We start from the raw sequence: 20,906 nt of genomic DNA on the forward strand, positions 1-20,906 counted from the left end.
GGCCGCATAGGCCGTTGGTCGCGGCTGGTCGGGCGCCATCGCCTATCCGGGTGCCTTTTCTCCCGTGGGAATGCGCGTGGGCGCGGTGCCCGGATCGGCGCAGACGTCGTCGCCTGGGCGACGCGGCGGGCGGGTCTGGCTCAATGCGTACATAACCATCGCTTATGGAGCCATGGAGCATTGCTGCGTCAGGCGACTCTGCGTGCTTTACCGCGATCGTCGCGCTACCAAGGCTGTCGGCCCGGCGATTGCAAGCCGCCATGCGCGTGGCATCTGCGGTGTGCACGATCGCTCGTATTCAGTGTTCGTTCGGATTAGCGCATGACACCGAATCGCGACACGCATTGCGCTGCGAAGCGGCGCTTGACGCGCGCCTGCCGCAATGCAACAAATTCGCCATCGCCGCACCGTTGCGGTTCTAGCCAGACCCCACGCCGTGATCGCCATCGGACTATCGAACCACCGCCGCCCGCCGGCGCGTCGCTGTCGAATGCAGACCTGTCGCCGCTGAATCGGCGTTGCCCAGGCTGTACCCCGACAGTGCTCTAGGTTTCGAGTTCCGCATGATCCGCCCGTCTTCCTCTCTGTTAACGATGCTCCGCGCGAAACCTTCGCGCCATCGCCGCGCCGCGGCATACCGCTGCCCGCCGTGTAGACCGCAGGCCATGCCCCACACCGGCTGAGCCTGCCGACTTTTCGCCGCCCGCAGCGGCGCGCCCGCGAATTCAGACCCGCGGCGCTTCTCTCCCTCTCCCAGGTTTGCCGCTTCGGCGGCGACGCGGGTGCGGCGTGCCGCTGCGGCCGGCCTTTTTCTTCGCTTGCCTTTCCTTGCTACTGGAGCCGTCGCCATGCCTTACCCGTCCCTTCCCGCGCGCAGCCGTTACCGACGTCTGACGCTGGCCTTGGCCATCGCCCTGGCTGCGCCGCTGGCGCAGGCCGACGAAGCCGCCGCCGATGCCGGCGTCACCCTCGACACCGTCCAAGTCACCGGCACCAATCTGCGCCGCAGCGACGAGGCCGGGGTCAACCCGGTGCTGGTGCTGGACCGCGCGCAGATCGAACGCAGCGGCAAGGTCACCGTGTCCGACCTGCTGCGCAGCCTGACCGCCAACAGCGGCAACAGCTTCAACGAGCAGTACACCGGCAGCTTCGCCAACGGCTCGGCCGGCGTATCGCTGCGCGGCCTGAGCCAGAAGAACACCCTGGTGCTGGTCAACGGTTATCGCGTGGCCGCCTACGGTTTCGCCCAGAACACGCAGGACAACTTCGTCGACCTCAACGCGCTGCCGCTGGGCGCAGTGGAGCGCATCGAGGTGCTGAAGGACGGCGCGTCGGCGCTGTACGGTTCCGACGCGATCGCCGGCGTGGTCAACATCCTCCTGCGCCGCAAGATCGAGGGCGTGGAACTGGACGCGGCTTACGGCGCGGCCACCGAGGGCGGCATCGACCAGCGCAGCCTCGGGCTGCGCGCGGGGCTGGGCGAACCGGATAAGGACGGCTACAGCCTGCGCTTCAGCCTGGACGTGCTCGATCGCGGCCGACTGGACGCCGACGAGCGCGACCTGACCCGCGACGGCGACTACCGCGACCAGCCCGGCGGCCGTCTGGCCGGCTGGTCGACCCAGGGCGGCGCCTACCTGAGCAATCCGCGCGCGCCGCAGCGTTTCGCGGTCTGCCAGCCCGGCACCCAGGCGCGGCCTTACGCCGATTTCGGCAGCCCGCTGCCCGGCGAGGCTTGCGCCTTCAACACCCAGCCCTATCGCACCCTGCTGCCCGATGCCGAGCGCTACCAGGCCTCGCTGGCCGGCGACTACTGGTTCAACGAGCGCGTGCAGGGCTTTGCCGAGATTCTCTACAGCGCCAGCCACAACGGCACGTACTTCGGCGCGCCGCTGTCGGTGGGCGCAGGCCTGCGCGCCTACGACCGCAACACCGGCCGCCTGGTCGACATCCCGGTGGTGCTGCCGGTGGGGCATCCGAACAATCCCTTCGGCGTGCCCACGCCGTTCGAAACCACCTTCCTGGACCTGGGCCCGCGCTACAAGATCAACAAGTCGCGCTTCCAGCGCACCTTGCTGGGCCTGCGCGGCCGCGGCGAGGTTTGGGACTGGGAGCTGGCGGCGAACTATTCGGCCAGCGAGCAGCGCGAATACGTGCGCAACTTCGTCGACCGCTATGCGTTCCAGCGCGTGCTCAACGACGGCAGCTACGACTTCCTCCATCCTTCGCGCACGCCGCAGGCGCTGGAAGCGTTGCGTCTGTCCACACGCCGCCCTGGCACCTACCGCCTGGCCACGCTCAACGCCAAGGTGTCCGGCTTCCCCTGGCAGTGGCGCGCGGGCGACGTGGGCGTGGCCGCGGGCGTGGAGTTCCGCGACGAGAGCCAGGACGCGCGCACCAGTCCGCAGGTGCTGTCGGGCACCGAACTGCGTCCGGCGATCAACCTGATCGACGGCCAGCGCCGGGTGTCGGCGGCGTTCTTCGAGTTGAGCCTCAAGCCGTTCGAGACGATGGAGGTGCAGCTGGCCGGACGCGGCGACCACTACAGCGACTTCGGCAGCGCGTTCTCGCCCAAGCTCGGCCTGCGCTGGCAGCCGGCCGAAGACTGGCTGCTGCGTTTCAACGCTTCGCGCGGCTTCCGCGCGCCGTCGCTGCCGGAGATCGCGCAGAGCACCACGATCAGCTACGGCAGCGTCATCGATCCGTTCGATCCGGTGCAGCCCGGCGCCTCGCGCGGCGTGACCATCCTGCGCGCCGGCAACCCGGACCTGGATGCCGAGCGCTCCAGCAATCTCAACCTGGGCGTGCTGTGGTCGCCCAGCGCGGACAGCAGCCTGGGTATCGACGTCTACCGCATCCGCCAGCGCGACCTGATCGCGCCGGACAATCTGCAGACCATCGTCTCCAACCCGGCCGCGTACCCGGGCCGGGTAACCCGCGATGCGCAGGGCCGCCTGCAGCTGATCGAGAACCACTACGCCAACCAGGGCACGCTGACCACTACCGGTTTCGACATCGAAGGCCGCCAGGTTTGGCATGCCGGCGACACCGAGTGGACCCTGGACGGCAGCTGGACCCGGTTGTTGAGCTACGAGCAGCCGCAGGTGGCCGGCGAGCGCGCGCTGGAAGGCGCGGGCGGCAACCGCTTCGGCGCGCTGCCCAAGTGGCGCGGCCTGACCTCGCTGGGCGTGGCGCGCGGCGATTGGAACGCGCAACTGAGCTGGCGCTACATCGGCGGCTACGCGCAGCAGGTGGTGGACGCGCGCAGCAATCCGGGCCTGCGCGCCAAGGTCGAGGGCAGTCATACCTTCGACCTGCACCTGGCCTACGAAGGCGTGCGCGACACCACGCTGTACCTGAGCGTGCAGAACCTCAGCGATCGCGATCCGCCGTTCGATCCCGCCGGCGGTGCGCTGCCTTACGACATCACCCAGTACGACGGGCTGGGCAGGTTCGTGACTTTGGGGGTGAAGCACCGGTTTTGATGGGAGTGGAGCGCGCGGGGCTTGGTACCCGTGCGCCTTACACCGCTGGCGATGGCTTGCGCCGCGCTGAATGCCCCTTGCCCGCCCCGCTGGCGAACGCCGGCGGGGCGGTGCCATAGTCGGCCGGCCCATGGGGCCTTAGCGACGGGGGATCTTCGATGCGCAGCGTTTGCACCGCGGCCGTGCTGGCCGCGACCCTGGTGGCCTTGGCCGCCTGCAGCAGGCACCAGCAAAGCGAGGAGATGACCGCCTCGGCGCCAGTGGCCGCGGCCGACACGGCCCCCAGCGCCGGCAACGCGCGCGCGGGCGACGCCGACCTGGGCGTCAAGCTGGCCTACGAACACGACGTCGAGCTCAAGGTCGAAACGGCCGAAATGCCCAAGCGCGTGCGCGCCGCCCAGGACGCCTGCACCTCCGGCAAGTTCGGCCCCTGCGCGGTGCTGGGCCTGCAGCAGCAGGGCGGCGACACCCCCAGCGCCAGCCTGATGGTGCGGGTGGTGCCGGCCGGGGTGGACCAGCTGATCGCCCTGGCCGGGCAGGGCGACGAGATCGCCAGCCGCAACACCCGCGCCGAAGACCTGGCCGTGGCCATGCGCGACAACACCTTGCTGCAGGACCGCCTGCGCAAGGAGCACGCCCGCCTGCTCGAATTCCAGGGCCGCAGCGACCTGAAGATTCAGGACATGATGCTGCTGTCCAACCAGATCGCCCAGATCGAGGCGCAGTTGCAGCAGGCGCAGCAGGAAGGCGCGCAGCACCAACGCCGGGTCGATACCCAACTGCTGACCCTGCGCTTCAATGCGCCGCAGTCGCAGGCCAACCGCAGCGAGATCGGCCAGGCGCTGTCCGACTTCGGCAGCATCGTCACCGGCGTAGTGGCGTGGATGATCCGTGCGTTCGCGGTGCTGCTACCGCTGGGCGTGGTGGTGGTCGCGATCGTCTGGTTGGCGCGGCTGTGGCGGCGCCGGCGCAAGGCCGCCTGAGGCACGCCGCGGTGGCCGCTACCGGACGCAATGGCACTCGGTTCGCGGCCTTGCCGGCGTGGCGGCGCGACCCGGCCGCGCCCCTGCCTGCGGCTTGTGCGCGCGCCGTGCCGCCCGGCGTGGTCGCTACCCTGAAAGCGCCGCGCTAGGCGCGCCGCGGCTCAGCGTTCTTCGTCGGTCTCGAACTCGACCAGCACGTCCAGGTCGAAGGCCAGCGCCTCCACCGCCTCGCGCACCTTGTCGGCGGTGGCGCGGTTGGGCGCGTCGATCTCGATCTCGTGGGTGCCCGGGCCCTGGTCGTCGGGCAGGCCGGCCGAACTGGAATCGTCGTCGTCCATGCGCGGCATCAGGTCGGCCACTTCCTCGACGTGTTCGATACCGTCCAAGCTGGACAGGAGGTTGCCGATGGCGCGGGCATCGTCGTCGCTACCGGTCAGGCGCAAGCGCAGCAAAGGCATGGCGAGTCGTTCCGTGTGGACCGCGAACGAGGCTAGCGCGGTGCGCGCAAGGCAGTGTGACGGCGCGGTATTCGTTAGGCGCGCTGTCATCCGCACGGCGCCGCGCCGGCGTAGGCTAGGCGGCATGAACCCCGAACGTGCCACCCCCACCGTGAGGCTGCGCCCGCTGGAGCGCGGCGACCTGCATTTCGTCCATCAGCTCAACAACAACCGCAGCGTGATGAGCTACTGGTTCGAGGAGCCTTACGAGTCCTTCGTCGAACTGGAGGAGCTGTTCCGCAAGCACATCCACGACCAGTCCGAGCGCCGCTTCATCGTCGAGGACGCCGATGGCGAGCGGGTGGGGCTGGTGGAACTGGTCGAAATCGACCACCTGCACCGGCGCGCCGAGTTCCTGATCATGATCTCGCCCGAGCGCCAGGGCCGCGGCTACGCGCGCGCGGCCACGCGGCTGGCGATCAGCTACGCCTTCCGGGTGCTGAACCTGTACAAGCTGTACCTGCTGGTGGACGTGGACAATGCGCGCGCCATCGCGATCTACGAGGGCGTGGGCTTCCAGCGCGAAGGCGTGCTGGTGGACGAGTTCTTCAGCGACGGGCGCTACCGCAGCGTGGTGCGCATGCGCCTGTTCCAGCACGAGGCGCTGGCGGACGCCTGAGCCGCCAGCGCGGCTCCGCGGCGCGAACGCCGCGGAGCGCGTGTGTTTATTTGGACTTGGATTTGCCCTTGGCCGGAGCGGGCGCCGCGGCCGGGGTTTCGCGCGTCGGCAGCGGCACGTTGCACAGGTCGATGTGGCCGGCCGGGTGCTTGTACCACTCGTCGCGGCGGTTGCGGCGCGATTCGATGATCTCGTCGAAGGCGGCGCTGTCGGTGCGCAGCACCTCGATCGCCACGCGGTCCTTCTTGGCCACGTCGGCGGCCAGGCGGATGGAGGTGATCGGCACGCGCTGGGCCGGGTTCTCGTAGAAGCCCAGCGGGCCGGTGCCGCGCGGCAGCACCGACAGCAGCTCCATGCCCTGGACCACGCGGCCGACCACGGTGATGTTGCGATCGAGCTGGCGCGGCGACTGGCCGATCACCACATACAGTTCGGTGCCGTTGCTGGAATCGGCGGCCACGTCGCGGCCGGCGCCGACCATGCCGTAGCAATGCGCGAGCCAGGCGCGCTTGGCGCCGGTGTCGCGCGCGGCCGGGAAGCCGTCGGCGAAACCGACCTGCGGCGCCCAGCCGTCCGGGTCGGGCAGCACGTGGAAGGGCAGCTTGTCGCTGCTGCGCTCGAACTCGGCCGGCAGCTTGGCCTTGGTGCCCTTGCCCAGCGGCTTGCGGCTCTTGTCGTCCTCGGCCGGGTCGCCCCACTGCACGACGAAGTTGTCCTGCGAGCGGTTGATGCTGAGTTTGTTCCAGTAGCCGTTGCGCGCCAGCGCGCGGATGTTGGTCGCGTGCTGCGGCGCGAACTCGGGCGCCAGCTCGATGACCACGCGGCCGCGCGGCAGGTCCAGATAGAGGGTGTCGCGCGGGTCGAGCGCGCGCCAGTCGCCGGGCTTGGTCGCGTCCAGGATTTCCTGCATGGAACGCGGCTTGGCCGAATCGGCGGCGCCGGCGCTCAAGGGCAGGGCCAGGCCCACGGCCAGCGCGGCGGCCAGCAGCGGCGACAGCCGGGTGTTCGACGGACGTGCGGTGCGCGACCGGGCGTGCAGCTTCATCGGCAATTCTCCCCTTCAGGTCGGGCGAGTGTAGTGCGCGCGCGTGAAATCGGTGAAGTCGTTACGCGCGCGAAAGCGGTGATCGATCACGAAGCGGCGATGCGAGCGCGTCGTGCTTGCGCGTTCGTTGGAGGTGGCGGTGTCCGCCTCTCGCGTTCGCCCCGAGGTGGCCGCTTGGCGGCCGGCTTCGATGGCGGCGCGGCCTAGCTAGTAAGACCCAATGACTAATGGCATGCGCGGTATACCGAACTTCGCACTACTGTGAACCCCAAGCTAGTGGCCATAGGGCCAAAAGGGGGGGCGGCCATGACCGACCTGGAACTCCACCTACGCAAATTCCAGAAAGAGCTCAGCGCCGGCACCGTGTCGCTGGCGCTGCTGGCGGTGCTGGGTGCCGCCAGCGAGCCCATGTACGGCTACCAGATCGCCAAGCGCCTGGAGCGCGAAGGCGAGGGCGTGCTCAGCGGCAAGCAGAGCGCGCTGTATCCGGTGCTGCGCAACCTGGGCGCGGCGGGTCTGCTCGACAGCCATGTCGAGCCTTCGGTGTCGGGCCCGCCGCGCCGCTACTACCGCATTACCGACGCAGGCCGCGATGTGCTGCGCGAATGGGCCGCCGCCTGGCGCGCCACCCGTGATTCCGTCGATTCCGTCCTTGAAGGGCCGTCCGCATGAACGCCACCCACGACACCCCGCTGCCCCGCTCGATCCCCGAGTACCTGGAGCGACTGCGCGAGTCCCTGGCCGGGGCCGACCCGGCGCTGGTCCAGGACGCGCTGTACGACGCCGAGGAGTACCTGCGCGCCGAAATGGCCGAAAACCCCGGCAAGAGCGAGGCCGAGGTGATCGCCTCGGTGGCCGGCAGCTACGGCGCGCCCGACGAGGTCGCCGACATCTACCGCGACACCGAGGTGAAGGTGCAGACCGCGCTGCGGCCGCCGGCGCCGAAGCCGCGCAAGTCGCCGTGGGGCCAGTTCTTCGGCGTGATCGCCGAGCCGCGCACCTACGCTTCGCTGTTCTACATGCTGCTGTCGCTGGCCACGGGCATCTTCTACTTCACCTGGGTGGTGACCGGCGCTTCGCTGTCGGCGGGCCTGGCGGTCCTGATCATCGGCATCCCGTTCGTGATCCTGTTCCTGGGCTCGGTGCGGATCCTGTCGCTGGTGGAAGGCCGCCTGGTCGAGGTGATGCTGGGCGAGCGCATGCCGCGCCGGCCGCTGTACGCCAGCCGCGGCAAGCCCTGGCTGGAGCGGATTAAGGAGATGTTCACCGATCCGCGCACCTGGGGCACGCTGCTGTACATGCTGCTGATGATGCCGCTGGGTATCGTGTACTTCACCATCGCGGTGACGGGCCTGACGCTGTCCTTGTCGCTGATCGCCGCGCCGGTGGCGCTGATGCTGAGCGGTACGGTGTTGGTGGACGGGGTCGATCTGGCGTCGAGCAGCCAGCCCTGGACCTGGCCGCTGGCGATCGGGGCGGGCGTGGCGCTGCTGTTCCTGACGCTGCACATCGCGCGCTGGGTGGGCACGTTGCACGGGATGCTGGCCAAGCATTTGCTGGTGAAGTCGGCGCAGTACAGCTGAGGGCGTTAGCGCTGGAGAATGAGCAAGGCCCGGCGTGAGTCGGGCCTTGTGCTTTTTTGCAGCGAACATCAAAGGCATTCGCGCTTCGCGCTCATCCCCTCACCCTGACCCTCTCCCGCAAGCGGGAGAGGGAAGCCAAACGCCGCAGCTTGCTGCTTTAGCCCCTCTCCCGTTCACGGGAGAGGGGTTGGGGTGAGGGCACCCGGGGCCGCAAATCGCGGCGCAAACCACCCAACCTCAGCCCGCGTACTTGGCGATGAACTCCCGCACCTGCGGATACACCTGCTCGCGCCAGCGGCGGCCGCTGAAGATGCCGTAGTGGCCGGCGCCCTGGACTTCGATATGGGCGCGGTCGGCCTCGGCGATGCCGGTGCACAGGCGGTGCGCGGCGCGGGTCTGGCCCGAGCCGGAGATGTCGTCCAGTTCGCCTTCCACGGTAAGCAGGGCGGTGTCGGCGATGGCGCCGGGGTTGACCCGCTCGCCGGCCACGTCCCACAGGCCGCGCGGCAGCAGGTGTTCCTGGAACACCACGCGGATGGTGTCCAGGTAGTACTCGGCTGGCATGTCCAGCACCGCGTTGTACTCGTCGTAGAAGCGGCGGTGCGAGGCCGCGTCTTCCAGGTCGCCCTTGACCAGGTCCTGGTAGAAATCCCAGTGCGACTGGAAATGGCGTTCCGGGTTCATGGCGACGAAGCCGCCGTGCTGCAGGAAGCCCGGATACACGCGGCGCCCGCTGCCGGGATAGTTCACGGGCACGTGGTGGATCAGGTTGCCTTCGAACCACCACAGCGGCTTGTGCACGGCCAGGTCGTTGACCTGGGTGGGGCTTTCGCGGGTGTCGATCGGGCCGCCCATCATCACCAGCGAACGCGGCGTGGTTTCGCCGCGCGCCGCCATCAGCGAGACCGCGGCCAGCACCGGCACGGTGGGCTGGCAGACGCTGATCACGTGCAGCTTGTCTGCGCCGATCTGGCGGATGAATTCCTGGATGTAGCCGACGTAGTCGTCCAGGGTGAAGGCGCCCTCGCACGCCGGCACCATGCGCGCGTCGATCCAGTCGGTGATGTAGACCTTGTGGTCGCGCAGCAAGGTGCGCACGGTGTCGCGCAGCAGGGTGGCGTGGTGGCCGGACAGCGGCGCCACCACCAGCACCGGCGGATCGTCCTTGAGTTCGGCGATGTTGCCGGCGTCGTCGGCGTAGCGCTTGAAGCGCAGCAGACGGCAGAACGGCTTGCGCTTCATCTCGCGCTCGATCACCGGGTAGGTCTCGCCGTCGATCTCGATGGAGTGGATGCCGAACTCGGGCTTTTCGTAATCCTTGCCGATGCGGTACATCAGCTCGTAGCCGGCGGCCAGGCGCGAGGCGCCGGGAACGCTGGACAGCCAGCTGCCGGGGGCGGCGAACATCTTGGCGCCGGCGTCGGCCCAGTAGGTCATCGGCGCCAGCCAGGCGCGGCCGAGTTCGTGCATCTGATACAGCAGCATGCGGACGGATCCCCTAGCAGGTGGTTGAAAGCCCGCATCCTGCGTGCGTTTCAAGGCCGCGGACGCGGGGAGGCCCCGCCCGGCGGTTCTTGCTGCGGCGCAGCATAACGGATCGGCGGGCCGGCGGCGTTAAGCCGGCCGGGGCGTTCAGGCCCCGGTTTCCAGGGCCGCGGCGTCGGCGCGCAGGGCCGGGCCCAGCCACAGGTGCGAGCCCAGCGGGGCGAAGCCGGCGGCGGCGAAGCGCTCGCGGTACCAGCGGGCCGGGCGGCGCTTGAAGCCGACGGTGTCGCCGTCCACGCCGTCCTCGCGGGCGAAGGTTTCCAGGAAGGCGACGCCGCCGGTCAGTTCGGCCAGGCCGGGCAGGCCGCGCTCGAGTTCGCGGGACTCCAGGTAATGCAGCACGTCGCTGCACACCAGCAGGTCCACCGGCGGGCAGGGGCGCAGCGCTTCGAAATCGCCGAAGCGGGCGTAGTGCAAGTTGCGGCGCGCGCCGTAGCGGGCCACCGCGTATTGGCTGCTGTCGAAGCCCAGATAGCGCAGCTTGGGGCGCAGCTTCAGCAACGGCGCGCGCCATGCGCCTTCGCCGCAGCCCACGTCGAGCACGCTGCGGATCGGTCGCTCCAGGTGGTATTCGGCGCTGGCCACGGCCAGCGCGACCTTGCGCTGCAGCCGCGCGCGGCCGCCGATCTCGGGATCGCGGTACCAGCGCTGGAAGTAATCGCGGTCGTACTGTTTGCTCATCGTGTCCGAAGGGGGCGGCGGCCGGCGGCGGCGTGGCATCCTAACGCGGCCACTGCATCTCCGTTGACTGCCGCCACCGCTCAGGAAGCCCGCGATGAACGCCTACCTTTGGACCAAGACCGCCCACCTCGTGTTCGTGATGGCCTGGATGGGCGGGGTGTTCTACCTGCCGCGGATCCTGGTCAATCTGGCCGAGGCCGGCGACGAGCCGGCGGTGCGGGCGCGGCTGGTGCTGATGGGGCGGCGGCTGTACCGCTTCGGCCACGTCATGTTCGGCTTGGCGGCGATCCTGGGGCTGACGCTGTGGCTGCACTTCGGCATGAGCGGTGAGTGGCTGCACGCGAAGCTGACGCTGGTGGTGCTGATGCTGGGGCACTACGTGATGTCGGGGCGCTGGCTCAAGGGCGTGGAAAAAGGACGCGCTCTGCCTGGCGCGACGACGTTGCGCTGGTTCAACGAGCTGCCGGTGCTGTTGCTGGTGGGTGTGGTCTATCTGGTGCTGGCCAAGCCGTTCTGAGCACCCGCCGCTCCGCTTCGGGGTAGGAGCGGCGTAAGCCGCGACCGCGAACCCACCGCTACGACGAGTGCTGCGCATGCCCGGTGTAGGAGCTGCGCAAGCTGCGACCGCGAATCCCCGCCTATTACCAAGCCCTCGGTCGGCGTGGGGTCTCCTCTGGGGCCTTGGGGTAGGAGCGGCGTGAGCCGCGACCAGCTCCGAACGCGCGAAGGTGTTTGGGTGTGTTGGTCGAAGCAACAGCAACAGCTTCCGTCCGCAAGCGGCCGGGTAACTTTCTTTTGATAAGCGTCAAAGGAAAGTAACCAAAGAAAAACGCTTCGCCAGAGCTCCCGTGCGAGAGCGGAGTTGGCGCGGGGATTTTTCGATGGCACATCCCTGTGCCAGCGAAAAACGGCGCACCTCCTGTGCGCCGCCCTCCGGGTCTTCTATTGGAGCGGCGAGTTCGGTGCCCGAGCGAGGAGCAAGAGCATTCGCTGCGCTCATCCCCTCACCCTCACCCTAACCCTCTCCCGCAAGCGGGAGAGGGGATGCATCCGACGCCGCTTTGCTTTAGCCCCTCTCCCGTTTACGGGAGAGGGGTTGGGGTGAGGGCACGCGCAGCCGCACTTACGGCGTGCGGAACGCTTCCGGCTTCGGCAGTTCCACCGGCACGCCGTTCGCGTCGCAGCTGCGTTTGGCGCACAGCGCGGCGCGCAGTTTGGGCATGGACTGCAGCATGAAGTGGAAGATGGTGTTCTGTTCCACGCTGCCGCGCACGGCGTCGCTGCCGGGGCCGCGCGCCCAGATGCCGACGTCGTCGCCGCCGTGGGATTCGTTGCTGGTGGGCACCAGGGCTTCTTGCAGATAGTCGGGGTGCTGGGTGTCGACGTCGGCCAGGTTGGGGCGGCCGTGTTCGGCCTGCTGGGTGCCGCTGGCGGTGTGCAGGAAGCGCTTGGGGCCCTCGGGCTGCTGGGCGCTGGCGCCGACGTAGCCGGGGCCGTTGCTGTAGCTCAGGGTGGTGTAGGGCATGCCCAGCGCGTCGCGCGCGTAGTCGGCGGCGTCGCCGTCTTCGCCGCTGGTGCCGCGCACCTTGCCCAGGATGGGATTGCCGCGAACCGGGTAGCCGACGAAGCTGAGCGTGTGCGAGTGGTCGGCGGTGACCAGGATCAGGGTGTCGTCGGCCGAGGTCGCTTCGCTGGCCGCGCGCACCGCGTCGCTGAGGGCCACGGTTTCGGTCAGCGCGCGGTAGGCGTTGCCGTAGTGGTGCGCGTGATCGATGCGGCCGCCCTCGACCAGCAGCACCCAGCCGCTGTCGCCCTTTTCGGCGCTGAGGCGGTTCAGGCGTGCGATCGCCGCGCGGGTCATCTCGGCCAGGGTCGGCTCGCCGGCGCCGTCCTGCGGGCGGTCGTGCGAGAACTGCATGTGGTCGGGCTCGAACAGGCCCAGCAGCGGCTTGCCCGCGGGTGCGGCGGCCAGCTGCTTGGCGTTCCAGACGTAGGCGCCGCCGGGGTGGCGCTGCTTCCAGGTGGCGATCAGGTCGCGGCCGTCCAGGCGCTGGCCGACCTTGTCGTCGTACTCGGGGTCGCGCTGGGTGACCGGCATGAAGTTGGTGCGGCCGCCGCCCATGAGCACGTCGGGGCCGGTGCCGTAGGGCGATTCGACCATTTGCCGGGCGATGTCGGCGCAGCCGGCGGACTTGGCGTCTTCGGGCAGGTCGGCGTCGTTCTCCCAGTTGCGGTCGGCCGAATGGCTGAAGGTGGCGCCGGGCGTGGCGTGGGTGACGCGGGTGGTGGTGACTACGCCGGTGGCCAGGCCGCTGCTCGCGGCCAGTTCCCACAGGCTCAGCACCGGCGCGGCCAGCGCGCCGACGCAGCTGCCGCGCGGTGCGATCTGGCCGATGCTGAGCACGCCGGCGCGGGTCTTCACGCCGGTGGCCATGGCGCTCATGGTGCCGGCCGAGTCCGGGGTCTGCGAATCGGTGTTGTAGGTCTTGCTCAGCGCGGTGGACGGAAAGCGCTCCCAGCTCAGGCGGTTCTCTTCGCCCGGGCCGCCCTTGAGCTGGCCTTCGAAGATGCGCGCGGCGGCCACCGTGGTCAGGCTCATGCCGTCGCCGACGAACAGGATCACGTTCTTGGCCTTGCCGCCCATTGCGCCGCGCGCGGCGGCCTGGCTGGCGCCGTCGCGGAACCACCACTGCGCGGTTTCGTTCTGCGGGTGGGCGATGTTGGGGACATCGACCTGGATCGCGGCGTTGGAAAGCGGAGCGGGGCCGGGACCTGCAGCGCCAGAATCGGTGCGCGTGGGCGCGGAGCTGGCGCAGGCGGCCAGGGACAGGGTGACGGCGAGGGCCAGACAGGCGGTGCGCGTTGCGGGCATCGTGGGGTCGGAATCGGGACGAAACCGCGATTATGCCCTGGGGTTGTTGCTGGAATGGGATACCGGTGTTGCAGCGGCGGGGGTCGCGGGCGCCGCGCCGCTGGTCTAAGGTGCGGGACGATCGTAGCGAGGTGCGCGCATGGCCCTGGTGTCTGCCTGGTTCAAGATCCCGTTCTGGCAACGGGTGCTGGGCGGCTTCGTGCTCGGCGCCCTGGCCGGCTGGCTGATGGGGCCGGCCGCGGAGACCTGGTTCGGCCCGCTGGGCAAGCTCTACGTGACCCTGATCAAGATGATCGCGGTGCCGCTGGTGCTGTTCGCGGTGATCAACGCCGTGGCTTCGCTGCACGGGCAGAAATCGGTGGCCGCGCTGGGCGGGCGCACGTTCGCCTGGTTCGCCTTCACCGCGATGCTGGCGGTGGGCGTGGGCCTGCTGGTCGCGCACCTGGTGTCGCCGGGCGAGGGCGTGGGCACGCTGCAGATCGCCGGCGACTACAAGCCCAAGGACGTGCCGCATTGGACCGAGGTGCTGCTGAGCGTGGTGCCGTCCAACCCGTTCCAGGCCATGGCCGAAGGCAAGGTGCTGCAGGTGATCTTCTTCGCTGGCCTGGTCGGTTTCGCCCTGGTCAAGCTCGGCGACCGCGTGGCGGGGCTGCGCAAGCTGGCCGGCGAGGCCAGCGACACCATGATCCAGATCACCCGCTTCGTGCTGGAGTTCACGCCGCTGGGCACCTTCGGCCTGATCGCCGCGCTGATCGGCGGCTACGGTTTCGAGAAGCTGCTGCCGCTGGGCAAGTTCGTGATCGCGCTGTACCTGGCCTGCGGCCTGCACATCGCCGTGGTCTACAGCGCGCTGCTGCTGGCACACGGCTTGAATCCGCTGAAATTTTTCCGGGGCGCGTTCCCGGGCATGCAGGTGGCGTTCGTGGCCTCGTCCAGCTTCGCCGCGCTGCCGGTGTCGCTGCGCAGCGTCACCCACAACCTGGGCGTGGACAAGAACTACGCCGCGTTCGCGGTGCCGCTGGGCGCGACGATCAAGATGGATGGCTGCGGCGCGATCTATCCGGCGATGGCGGCGGTGTTCATCGCCCAGTACGCGGGCCTGGACCTGTCGCTGACCCAGTACGTGGTGATCATGCTGGCTTCGGTGCTGGGCAGTTTCGGCACCGCCGGCGTGCCCGGCACCGCGGTGGTGATGGCCACGGTGGTGCTCAGCGCCGCCGGCCTGCCGCTGGAAACCATCGGTTATCTGTACGCGATCGACCGCGTGCTGGACATGATGCGCACCATGACCAACGTGACTGGGCAGATGCTGGTGCCGGTGCTGGTGGCCAAGGAAACCGGCTTGCTGGATCGCGCGGTGTACGAGGCGGCGCCGACCAACGTGGGCCTGGAGTCCGCGCAAGCCGGCAACGATCGCCCTTGATGCCGTTGCATCGGTGCCGGCTTGGTGCCGGCATCTGAACGGACCCTTCATGCGCCTGCGCTAAGGTAAGCGCGGACGCACACAGGGGGCGGGATGGATCCGCAGCAGATCGTTTTCCTATTGATTCTCGTCGCCACGCTGGCGCTGTTCGTCAGCGAGAAGCTGCGGGTCGACCTGGTGGCGATGCTGTCGATGCTGGCGCTGGCCCTGACCGGCGTGCTGTCGCCGAAGGAAGCGTTGTCGGGTTTTTCCAGCGAACCGGCGATCATCGTCGCGGCGGTGTTCGTGCTGTCGGCGGGCCTGTCGGCCACGGGCATCACCGACCGCATCGGCGCCGCCATCGGCCGCGCCGCCGGCGGCAGCGAGGCGCGCGCGATCGCGGTGGTGATGCCCGCGACCGCGGCCATGGCCGCGTTCTCGCACCATCTGATGGTCACGGCGATGATGCTGCCGATCCTGATGCGGCTGGCGCAGGAAAAGAAACTCGCGGCCTCGCGCCTGCTGATGCCGATGTCGCTGGCCGCTTCGCTCGGCACCACCCTGACCCTGATCAGCGCGCCGGCCTTCCTGCTCGCCAACGATCTGCTGCGGCGCGCGGGCGTGGGCAGCCTGGACCTGTTCGCGATCACGCCCATCGGCGCGGCGCTGGTGCTGATCGGCGCGGTCTACATGCTGGCCGGGCGTTGGCTGCTGCCGCGCCGCCAGGGCGAAAGCGGCAACGTCGACTATCTCAAGCTGGACCGTTACTACACCGAGTTGGTGGTGGACGCCGAGTCGCCCTGGGACGGCAAGACCCTGGCCGCGTTCGACAAGGCCTTCAAGGGGCGTTTGCAGGTGGTGGACTGGCTGCGCTACGGCCTGCGCCGGCGCGAGCAGAGCTGGGACAGCCCGCTGGCGGCCGGCGATGTGTTGCTGGTGCGCGCCTCGCCGGAGGAGATCGCTTCGGTGCGAGACGAGCCCGGTCTGTCGCTGCATGCGGTGGTCAAGTACGGCGAGCAGCCGCGTGAAGGCGCCGCGCCCGAGACCTTGGGCGAGGAACGGCTGGTGCAGGCGGTGGTCGCGCCGCGCTCGGAATTCCTGGGGCGCAGCGTGTCGGAGATCGATTTCCTCAGCACGCTGGGCGTGGTGGTGGTGGGCCTGTGGCGCAAGGAGGGTTGGCTGCGCGGCGAGTTGTCCGAGCAGCGCCTGGAGGAAGGCGACCTGCTGGTGCTTTGGGGCGCGCAGCCGCGCCTGGAGCAACTGGCCGCGCACCGCGCCTTCCTGATGCTGATGCCGTTCGACGCGCGCGGCCATGCGCGCCGGCGCGCACCGGTGGCGCTGGCGATCATGGCCGGCTCGATCGCGCTGGCGGCCAGCGAGTTGCTGGCGCCGCAGATCGCCTTCCTGCTGGGCGCGGTGGCGATGGTGCTGTCGCGCTGCGTCAGCGTGGAGCGCGCCTACGAGGCCATCGACGTGCGCATCTTCGTGATGATCGCCGGCGTGATTCCGTTGGGCATCGCGATGGACAAGACCGGTACCGCGGATCTGATCGCGGACCTGTTGGCGCGGCATGCGCAGGGGCTGCCGGTGCTGGGCTTGCTGTTGCTGATGTTCGCCGCCGCGGCGCTGCTGACCCAGATCCTGTCGGACGCGGCGACCACGGTGCTGCTGGCGCCCATCGCATTGGCGCTGGCGCAGAGCCTGGGCTTGTCGCCGCTGCCGTTCGTGGTGTGCACGGCGATGGGGGCGGTGGCGTCGTTCCTCACTCCCATCGGCCACCACGGCAATCTGCTGATCCTCAATCCCGGCCAATACACGTTCGGCGATTTCCTGCGCGTGGGCGTGCCGCTGACCAGCCTGATCGCCGTGACGGTGGCGTGGCTGTCGCGCTGGCTCTGGCTGGGCGGGCCGTTGCTGCCGTTCTGAGCGGCGCGCAGTGGGCGGCGCAGGATCGCCGCCCGGCCGCGGGAGCGCGCTCAGGCGGGCAGGGCGCCGGCGTCGTAGTTCTGCGCGTACTCCGCGCTGGGCGGGATCGGCTTGATCACGTCGATCAGCACGCCGTTGGGGTCGGCGGTGATGAAGTGGCGCTGGCCGAAGTCCTCGTCGCGCAGCGAGCGCAGGATCGGCAGGCCGGCGGCCTGCAGGCGCTCGTGCACCGCGTCCACGTCCTCGACCTCGAAATTCAGCAGCAGGCCGGAAACGCGGCCGCGGCCGGATTCGGGAATGGTTTCGTGGCTGCCGTCCAGCACGGCCAGGTTTACGGCAGGGTCGTCCTGCAGCTGCAGGTGCACGTACCAGTCGGCGGTGAACAGCTCGATGAAGCCGAAATGCTCGCGGTAGAACGCGGCCGTGCCGGCGACGTCGGCGGTCATGACCACGGGGTAGTAGCTGGTGACTTTCACGGCTGGTCTCCTGGCGGGGGCTGACATACAGTCTGTATGTGGATCTAAATTAAAATACAGGCTGTATGTATGTCAATAGACCAGGCTAGGACCAATCGCGAGCGCACCGAGGCCACCCGCAGCGCCCTGCTAGACGCGGCCCGCGCGCTGTTCATGGATCGCGGTTATGCCGACACCTCGACCCCCGACATCTGTGCGGCGGCCGGGATCACCCGCGGCGCCCTCTATCACCACTTCGCCGATAAGCGCGACCTGTTCCGGCACGTGCTGGAGCGCGACGCCGCGGCCGTGGCCGCCGAGATCGCCTACGCCACGCCACCGGCGATGGCGCCGCGCGAGGCCCTGGCCGCGGGCAGCCACGCCTATCTGCGCGCCATGGCGGCACCCGGGCGCACGCGCCTGCTGCTGATCGACGGGCCGGCGGTGCTGGGGCTGAGCGAGCTGCTGGCAATCGATCGGGCGCACGCGGCGCAGTCCCTGCGCGAAGGTCTGGCCGCGGCCATGGGGCGCAGTCCGGAAGATGTCGACGTATTGGCGCGGTTGCTGTCGGCCGCGTTCGACCGCGCGGCGCTGGAAATCGACGCGGGCACCGATACCTACGCGGTCACCGCGGCCATGCTGGCCTTGCTGGACCGTGTGATCGGCCACGCATGAGCCACGCAGCCGCCGGCCAGCCGCGTGCGCGCACGCGCCGCCCTTCGGAATCCCGGCTGCGGCCATGACCTGGTTGACCAGCGGCGATCCGGATTCCCTGCACAGCCCCAGCACCGGGCGCTGCTATCTGTACGTGTTGCCTTGCGCCTACGAGGATCTGCTCAAGCTGGGCTTCTCGCGCGACCCACTGCGCCGGCTGCACGAGTTGCAGTCGCGCTACTACGAAAGCTTCGACCTGCAGCGCGCCTTCCTGGTCGAAACCGAGACCGTGCGCGACGCGCGCGCCCTGGAACTGCAACTGCAACGCGTGCTGGCCGCGCACCAGGCGCCGGCGCCGCTGACGATCCGGCGCGAGGCGGCCGGCCACACCGAGTGGTATCGCGGCGCCTATGCGACCTTGCAGGCGCGTGCGCAAGCGCTGGGCGAGGGCGGGCATCGCCTGCATGCGCCGCTGCGCGGCTGGGTGGCGGCGCAGTTGGATGCGCGCAGCGACGCGCTCTACGCCTGGGCCTCGACCGTGCTGGACGCGCTGAGCGGCGAGCCCGAGCAACTGGACGCGGCGCCGCTGGCCGACCTGCGCCGCCGCGTGCTCGACTCCCTGGATGCCTATCCGGCCCTGGACCTGCGCTTGGACGGCCGCCTGCCGGATGCGCTGCTGCAGTGGTACCGCGCCCGCCGCTGAGCGCGTCTTCACGCGCGCGGCGCGGCCGCGTTCCTGAGCGATAGGGGCAAGGGCCGCGCGCCGGATCGCCCCACCGGCGAGCGGGCTCCGCTCGCGCGCGCCGTTGCGCTTCGGCCCAGCCTCAGGAGCAAGCTCATGTCCGTTTCCGGCGAAGTCACCTTCACCCTCAAGTCCGGCAAGGTCTGCGGCCCTTATCAAGCCACCTACACGGCCGAAGACAACTACGTCGACGTCACCAAGGGCGGCAAGGACTATCCGACCAAGCTGGACTTCACCAAGTTCAAGACGGTTGCCTCGATCACCTTCAAGCCCGGCGTGGGCAAGGCCACCAGCTGGACCAGCTGGACCTATTTCAACAACGGTCAATGGGCGGTGGATCGGTTCACCAACCTGGGATAAGGGGCGGCGCGCGGCTGGAGATCGCAGTGCGTTTTCGCTCTTGCGCAGGGCGGTGGGCTAGGTGCGTCCTTCTTTTGGTTTGTCAGGCGCACCAATCACCATCCGGCGCGGAGCCAATCGCGGCTTACGCCGCTCCCACAGGGGCGGCGGTGCAGGGAGGCCTTGAGGTGTTCTGCCTTTGGAGGCGCGGTCGCAGCTTGCGCAGCTCCTACAGGGGCAGGCGCGGGGCCGTCGTGGTTGAGGAGGCGTGGTCGCGGCTTATGCCGCTCCTGCCCCAAAGCAGGGCGGCGTTTTCGCTGGCGGCGGTGGCCGCTATGCTGCGCGCCACTCCCGCTACCCCAGGAGCCAGCGTTGGATCTGGCGCTATTCGATTTCGACGGCACCATCACGCAGCGCGAACTGTTCGTCGAGTTCGTAGCTTCGGTCATGCCGCCCTCGCGCATGCGGGCGGGGCGGTTGCGCGTGTTGCCGACCTGGCTGGGCTACAAGCTCGGGCTGGTGTCGGGCTCGACCATCCGCGCCCAGGTCGCGCGCCTGGGCTTCCGCGATCTGCCGCAGGCGCAACTGGAAGAGGCCGGTCGCCGTTTCGCCGAGCAGGTGATTCCCACCGCGCTGCGGCCGGAGGCGATGGCGCGCATCGCCTGGCACCGCGAACGCGGCGACACGGTGGCGGTGGTGTCGGGCGCGTTCGACGTCTACCTGCGTCACTGGTGCCAGGCGCAGGGCCTGGACTGGCTGTGTTCGTCGCTGGAGGCGCGCGACGGCGTGCTGACTGGGCGCTACCACGGCGCCCAATGCGTGGGCGCCGAGAAACCGCGGCGCGTGCGCGAGCGCTACCAGCTCTCGCGCTACGCGCAGATCCACGCCTACGGCGACACTCGCGAAGATCGGGAGCTGTTGGCGTTGGCGCACCATCGCTGGTACCGCTGGCAGCCGCTGGCCTGAGCCGCGCGGGCGGCGCTCATTCCGCCGCCGCCCACAAGCGCTGCGCCTCCTCGGCGACCACGTCGGGGCGTTCCTCCGGCCAGAACAGCTTGCTGCCCTCGAGCCGGCGCACGCCGTGCAGGTTGCCGAACGCGCCTTGCAGGTGCGCCAGGCCGGCCGGCGAAAAGATGGTGTCGCCCATGCCCCAGACGACGCGCACCGGCGCGCGGCTGCCGGCCAGACCCGCGGCCACGCCGGCCAGCACGTTGTGGTCCAAGGCCGTGGCGTAGTCGTGCACGCGCTGCTTGCTCGCGGCCGAGACCACCATCGGCGAGAAATAGGCGTCCAGCGCTTCGTCGGTGGGCTGGTTGGGATCCAGGTAGCACATGCCGCCGATGCCGTCCTTGGAGCGCGCCAGCGCCTTGTCGGCCAGCCACGGCGCCAGCCACTGGTCGACGAACTTGCCTTCGCGCGCGAGCGCGATCACCGGCAGCATCGCCGGGGGCGGGCATTCGATCTCGGTGTCGCAATTGGCCAGCAGCAGGCTGCGCACGCGCTCAGGGTGACGCGCCAGCAACAACTGCGCGACCGCGCCGCCGCTGTCGCTGGCGATCACGTCGGCGCGGTCCACCTTCAATCCATCGAGCAGGGCCAGCAGCATGTCCACCTGGGCATCGGGCGCCACGCTCTGGCCCGGCGCGACTTCGGTGTGGCCCAGGCCGAGGAAGTCCGGCGCGATGCAGCGTCGCTGCGGCGCCAGGCGTTCGATCGCGCCGCGCCACTGGTAGCCGTTGAGCGGGAAGCCATGCAGGAACAGCGCCGCCGCGCCGCGGCCGCGTTCGACGTAGGCGATGCGGCCGTGGCGGGTGCTCAGGTAACGGCGCGCACCGTGGAACACGGCGGCTTCGCGTGCGGAGGCGCTGGCGGGAGCGGCAGCGCCGGCCAGACCGGCGAAGGCGCCGGCGGCCAGGGTGGTGGCGGTAGCGGTGAGGAAGCGCCTGCGGTTCATATCGCGATCTCCATCGAAGGACCGTCCTTCGTTGGCGCAAATGATTGGCCCGGCAGGTCATGCGCTCAATGTCGTCGCAGGTCATGCATGCATGACCTGGCAGGTCATGGTTTCGCGGCAAGGC

Annotated in this window: 19 protein-coding genes; 12 read left to right on the plus strand and 7 right to left on the minus strand. The window is 69.4% G+C overall.

The features are described 5' to 3' along the window. The first annotated feature begins 848 nt into the window (after nt 1–848). Both DX914_RS00950 and DX914_RS00955 read left to right on the plus strand, forming a co-directional pair. A complete protein-coding gene (locus DX914_RS00950; RefSeq protein WP_115857215.1) occupies nt 849–3,485 on the plus strand; it encodes a TonB-dependent receptor in 2,637 nt (878 codons plus the stop codon). A gap of 158 nt (nt 3,486–3,643) precedes the next feature. Beyond that, on the plus strand, nt 3,644–4,468 hold the full coding sequence (locus tag DX914_RS00955) for a DUF4349 domain-containing protein (protein WP_115857216.1): 825 nt from the start codon (nt 3,644–3,646) through the stop codon (nt 4,466–4,468). 161 nt (nt 4,469–4,629) lie between these two features. On the opposite strand, the gene DX914_RS00960 is transcribed toward DX914_RS00955, so the two are convergent. Continuing rightward, complete coding sequence (locus tag DX914_RS00960; protein WP_115857217.1) at nt 4,630–4,926, minus strand: hypothetical protein; 297 nt, start codon at nt 4,924–4,926, stop codon at nt 4,630–4,632. Between the two features lie 124 nt (nt 4,927–5,050). On the opposite strand from DX914_RS00960, the gene speG reads away from it, so the two are divergent. Continuing rightward, the gene (speG, locus tag DX914_RS00965; protein ID WP_115857218.1) at nt 5,051–5,584 is read left to right on the plus strand and encodes a spermidine N1-acetyltransferase; all 534 of its coding nucleotides are present in this window, start codon (nt 5,051–5,053) and stop codon (nt 5,582–5,584) included. A 46-nt stretch (nt 5,585–5,630) separates the two neighbouring features. On the opposite strand, the gene DX914_RS00970 is transcribed toward speG, so the two are convergent. Continuing rightward, the gene (locus tag DX914_RS00970) at nt 5,631–6,629 is read right to left on the minus strand and encodes a peptidylprolyl isomerase (RefSeq protein ID WP_115857219.1); all 999 of its coding nucleotides are present in this window, start codon (nt 6,627–6,629) and stop codon (nt 5,631–5,633) included. Nucleotides 6,630–6,935: 306 nt separating this feature from the next. On the opposite strand from DX914_RS00970, the gene DX914_RS00975 reads away from it, so the two are divergent. Both DX914_RS00975 and DX914_RS00980 read left to right on the plus strand, forming a co-directional pair. Next, entirely contained in the window at nt 6,936–7,301 is a 366-nt protein-coding gene (locus tag DX914_RS00975; protein WP_115857220.1) for a PadR family transcriptional regulator, read from the plus strand. Continuing rightward, nucleotides 7,298–8,212, plus strand: a complete 915-nt coding sequence (locus DX914_RS00980; protein ID WP_115857221.1) for a sensor domain-containing protein — start codon at nt 7,298–7,300, stop codon at nt 8,210–8,212. The genes DX914_RS00975 and DX914_RS00980 overlap by 4 nt, the downstream gene beginning before the upstream one ends. Before the next feature lie 237 nt (nt 8,213–8,449). Here DX914_RS00980 and DX914_RS00985 read toward each other — a convergent pair whose 3' ends face one another. After that, on the minus strand, nt 8,450–9,694 hold the full coding sequence (locus DX914_RS00985; protein WP_115859077.1) for a polyhydroxyalkanoate depolymerase: 1,245 nt from the start codon (nt 9,692–9,694) through the stop codon (nt 8,450–8,452). 150 nt (nt 9,695–9,844) lie between these two features. After that, nucleotides 9,845–10,438, minus strand: coding sequence for a class I SAM-dependent DNA methyltransferase (locus DX914_RS00990; RefSeq protein WP_115857222.1), 594 nt, complete (start codon nt 10,436–10,438; stop codon nt 9,845–9,847). A 94-nt stretch (nt 10,439–10,532) separates the two neighbouring features. Here DX914_RS00990 and DX914_RS00995 point away from each other — a divergent pair, with 94 nt between their 5' ends. Further along, on the plus strand, nt 10,533–10,955 hold the full coding sequence (locus DX914_RS00995) for a CopD family protein (RefSeq protein WP_115857223.1): 423 nt from the start codon (nt 10,533–10,535) through the stop codon (nt 10,953–10,955). Between the two features lie 606 nt (nt 10,956–11,561). Here the strand turns inward: DX914_RS00995 and DX914_RS01000 are convergent. Beyond that, nucleotides 11,562–13,310, minus strand: coding sequence for an alkaline phosphatase (locus DX914_RS01000; protein ID WP_115857224.1), 1,749 nt, complete (start codon nt 13,308–13,310; stop codon nt 11,562–11,564). Nucleotides 13,311–13,449: 139 nt separating this feature from the next. Here DX914_RS01000 and DX914_RS01005 point away from each other — a divergent pair, with 139 nt between their 5' ends. Next, nucleotides 13,450–14,733, plus strand: a complete 1,284-nt coding sequence (locus DX914_RS01005) for a dicarboxylate/amino acid:cation symporter (protein ID WP_115857225.1) — start codon at nt 13,450–13,452, stop codon at nt 14,731–14,733. A 93-nt stretch (nt 14,734–14,826) separates the two neighbouring features. Beyond that, nucleotides 14,827–16,638 (plus strand): SLC13 family permease, encoded by a 1,812-nt coding sequence (locus tag DX914_RS01010; RefSeq protein WP_115857226.1) that lies wholly within the window; start codon nt 14,827–14,829, stop codon nt 16,636–16,638. Between the two features lie 50 nt (nt 16,639–16,688). On the opposite strand, the gene DX914_RS01015 is transcribed toward DX914_RS01010, so the two are convergent. Then, nucleotides 16,689–17,114: a VOC family protein gene (locus DX914_RS01015; RefSeq protein ID WP_115857227.1), complete on the minus strand. Its 426-nt coding sequence runs from the start codon at nt 17,112–17,114 to the stop codon at nt 16,689–16,691. Between the two features lie 69 nt (nt 17,115–17,183). Here DX914_RS01015 and DX914_RS01020 point away from each other — a divergent pair, with 69 nt between their 5' ends. The 4 genes from DX914_RS01020 (at nt 17,184) to DX914_RS01035 (ending at nt 19,794) form a co-directional block, all read left to right on the plus strand. Beyond that, nucleotides 17,184–17,768, plus strand: coding sequence for a TetR/AcrR family transcriptional regulator (locus DX914_RS01020; RefSeq protein WP_115857228.1), 585 nt, complete (start codon nt 17,184–17,186; stop codon nt 17,766–17,768). A 64-nt stretch (nt 17,769–17,832) separates the two neighbouring features. After that, the gene (locus DX914_RS01025) at nt 17,833–18,450 is read left to right on the plus strand and encodes a GIY-YIG nuclease family protein (protein ID WP_115857229.1); all 618 of its coding nucleotides are present in this window, start codon (nt 17,833–17,835) and stop codon (nt 18,448–18,450) included. A 135-nt stretch (nt 18,451–18,585) separates the two neighbouring features. Then, nucleotides 18,586–18,849, plus strand: coding sequence for a hypothetical protein (locus tag DX914_RS01030; RefSeq protein WP_115857230.1), 264 nt, complete (start codon nt 18,586–18,588; stop codon nt 18,847–18,849). A 351-nt stretch (nt 18,850–19,200) separates the two neighbouring features. Further along, entirely contained in the window at nt 19,201–19,794 is a 594-nt protein-coding gene (locus DX914_RS01035) for an HAD family hydrolase (protein ID WP_115857231.1), read from the plus strand. Nucleotides 19,795–19,810: 16 nt separating this feature from the next. Here DX914_RS01035 and DX914_RS01040 read toward each other — a convergent pair whose 3' ends face one another. Then, nucleotides 19,811–20,782 carry an alpha/beta fold hydrolase gene (locus DX914_RS01040; RefSeq protein ID WP_115857232.1) on the minus strand — a complete coding sequence of 324 codons (972 nt, stop codon included), beginning with the start codon at nt 20,780–20,782 and terminating at the stop codon, nt 19,811–19,813. Nucleotides 20,783–20,906 lie beyond the last annotated feature (124 nt).

This window comes from Lysobacter silvisoli, from assembly GCF_003382365.1.
Taxonomy (GTDB): Bacteria; Pseudomonadota; Gammaproteobacteria; order Xanthomonadales; family Xanthomonadaceae; genus Lysobacter; species Lysobacter silvisoli.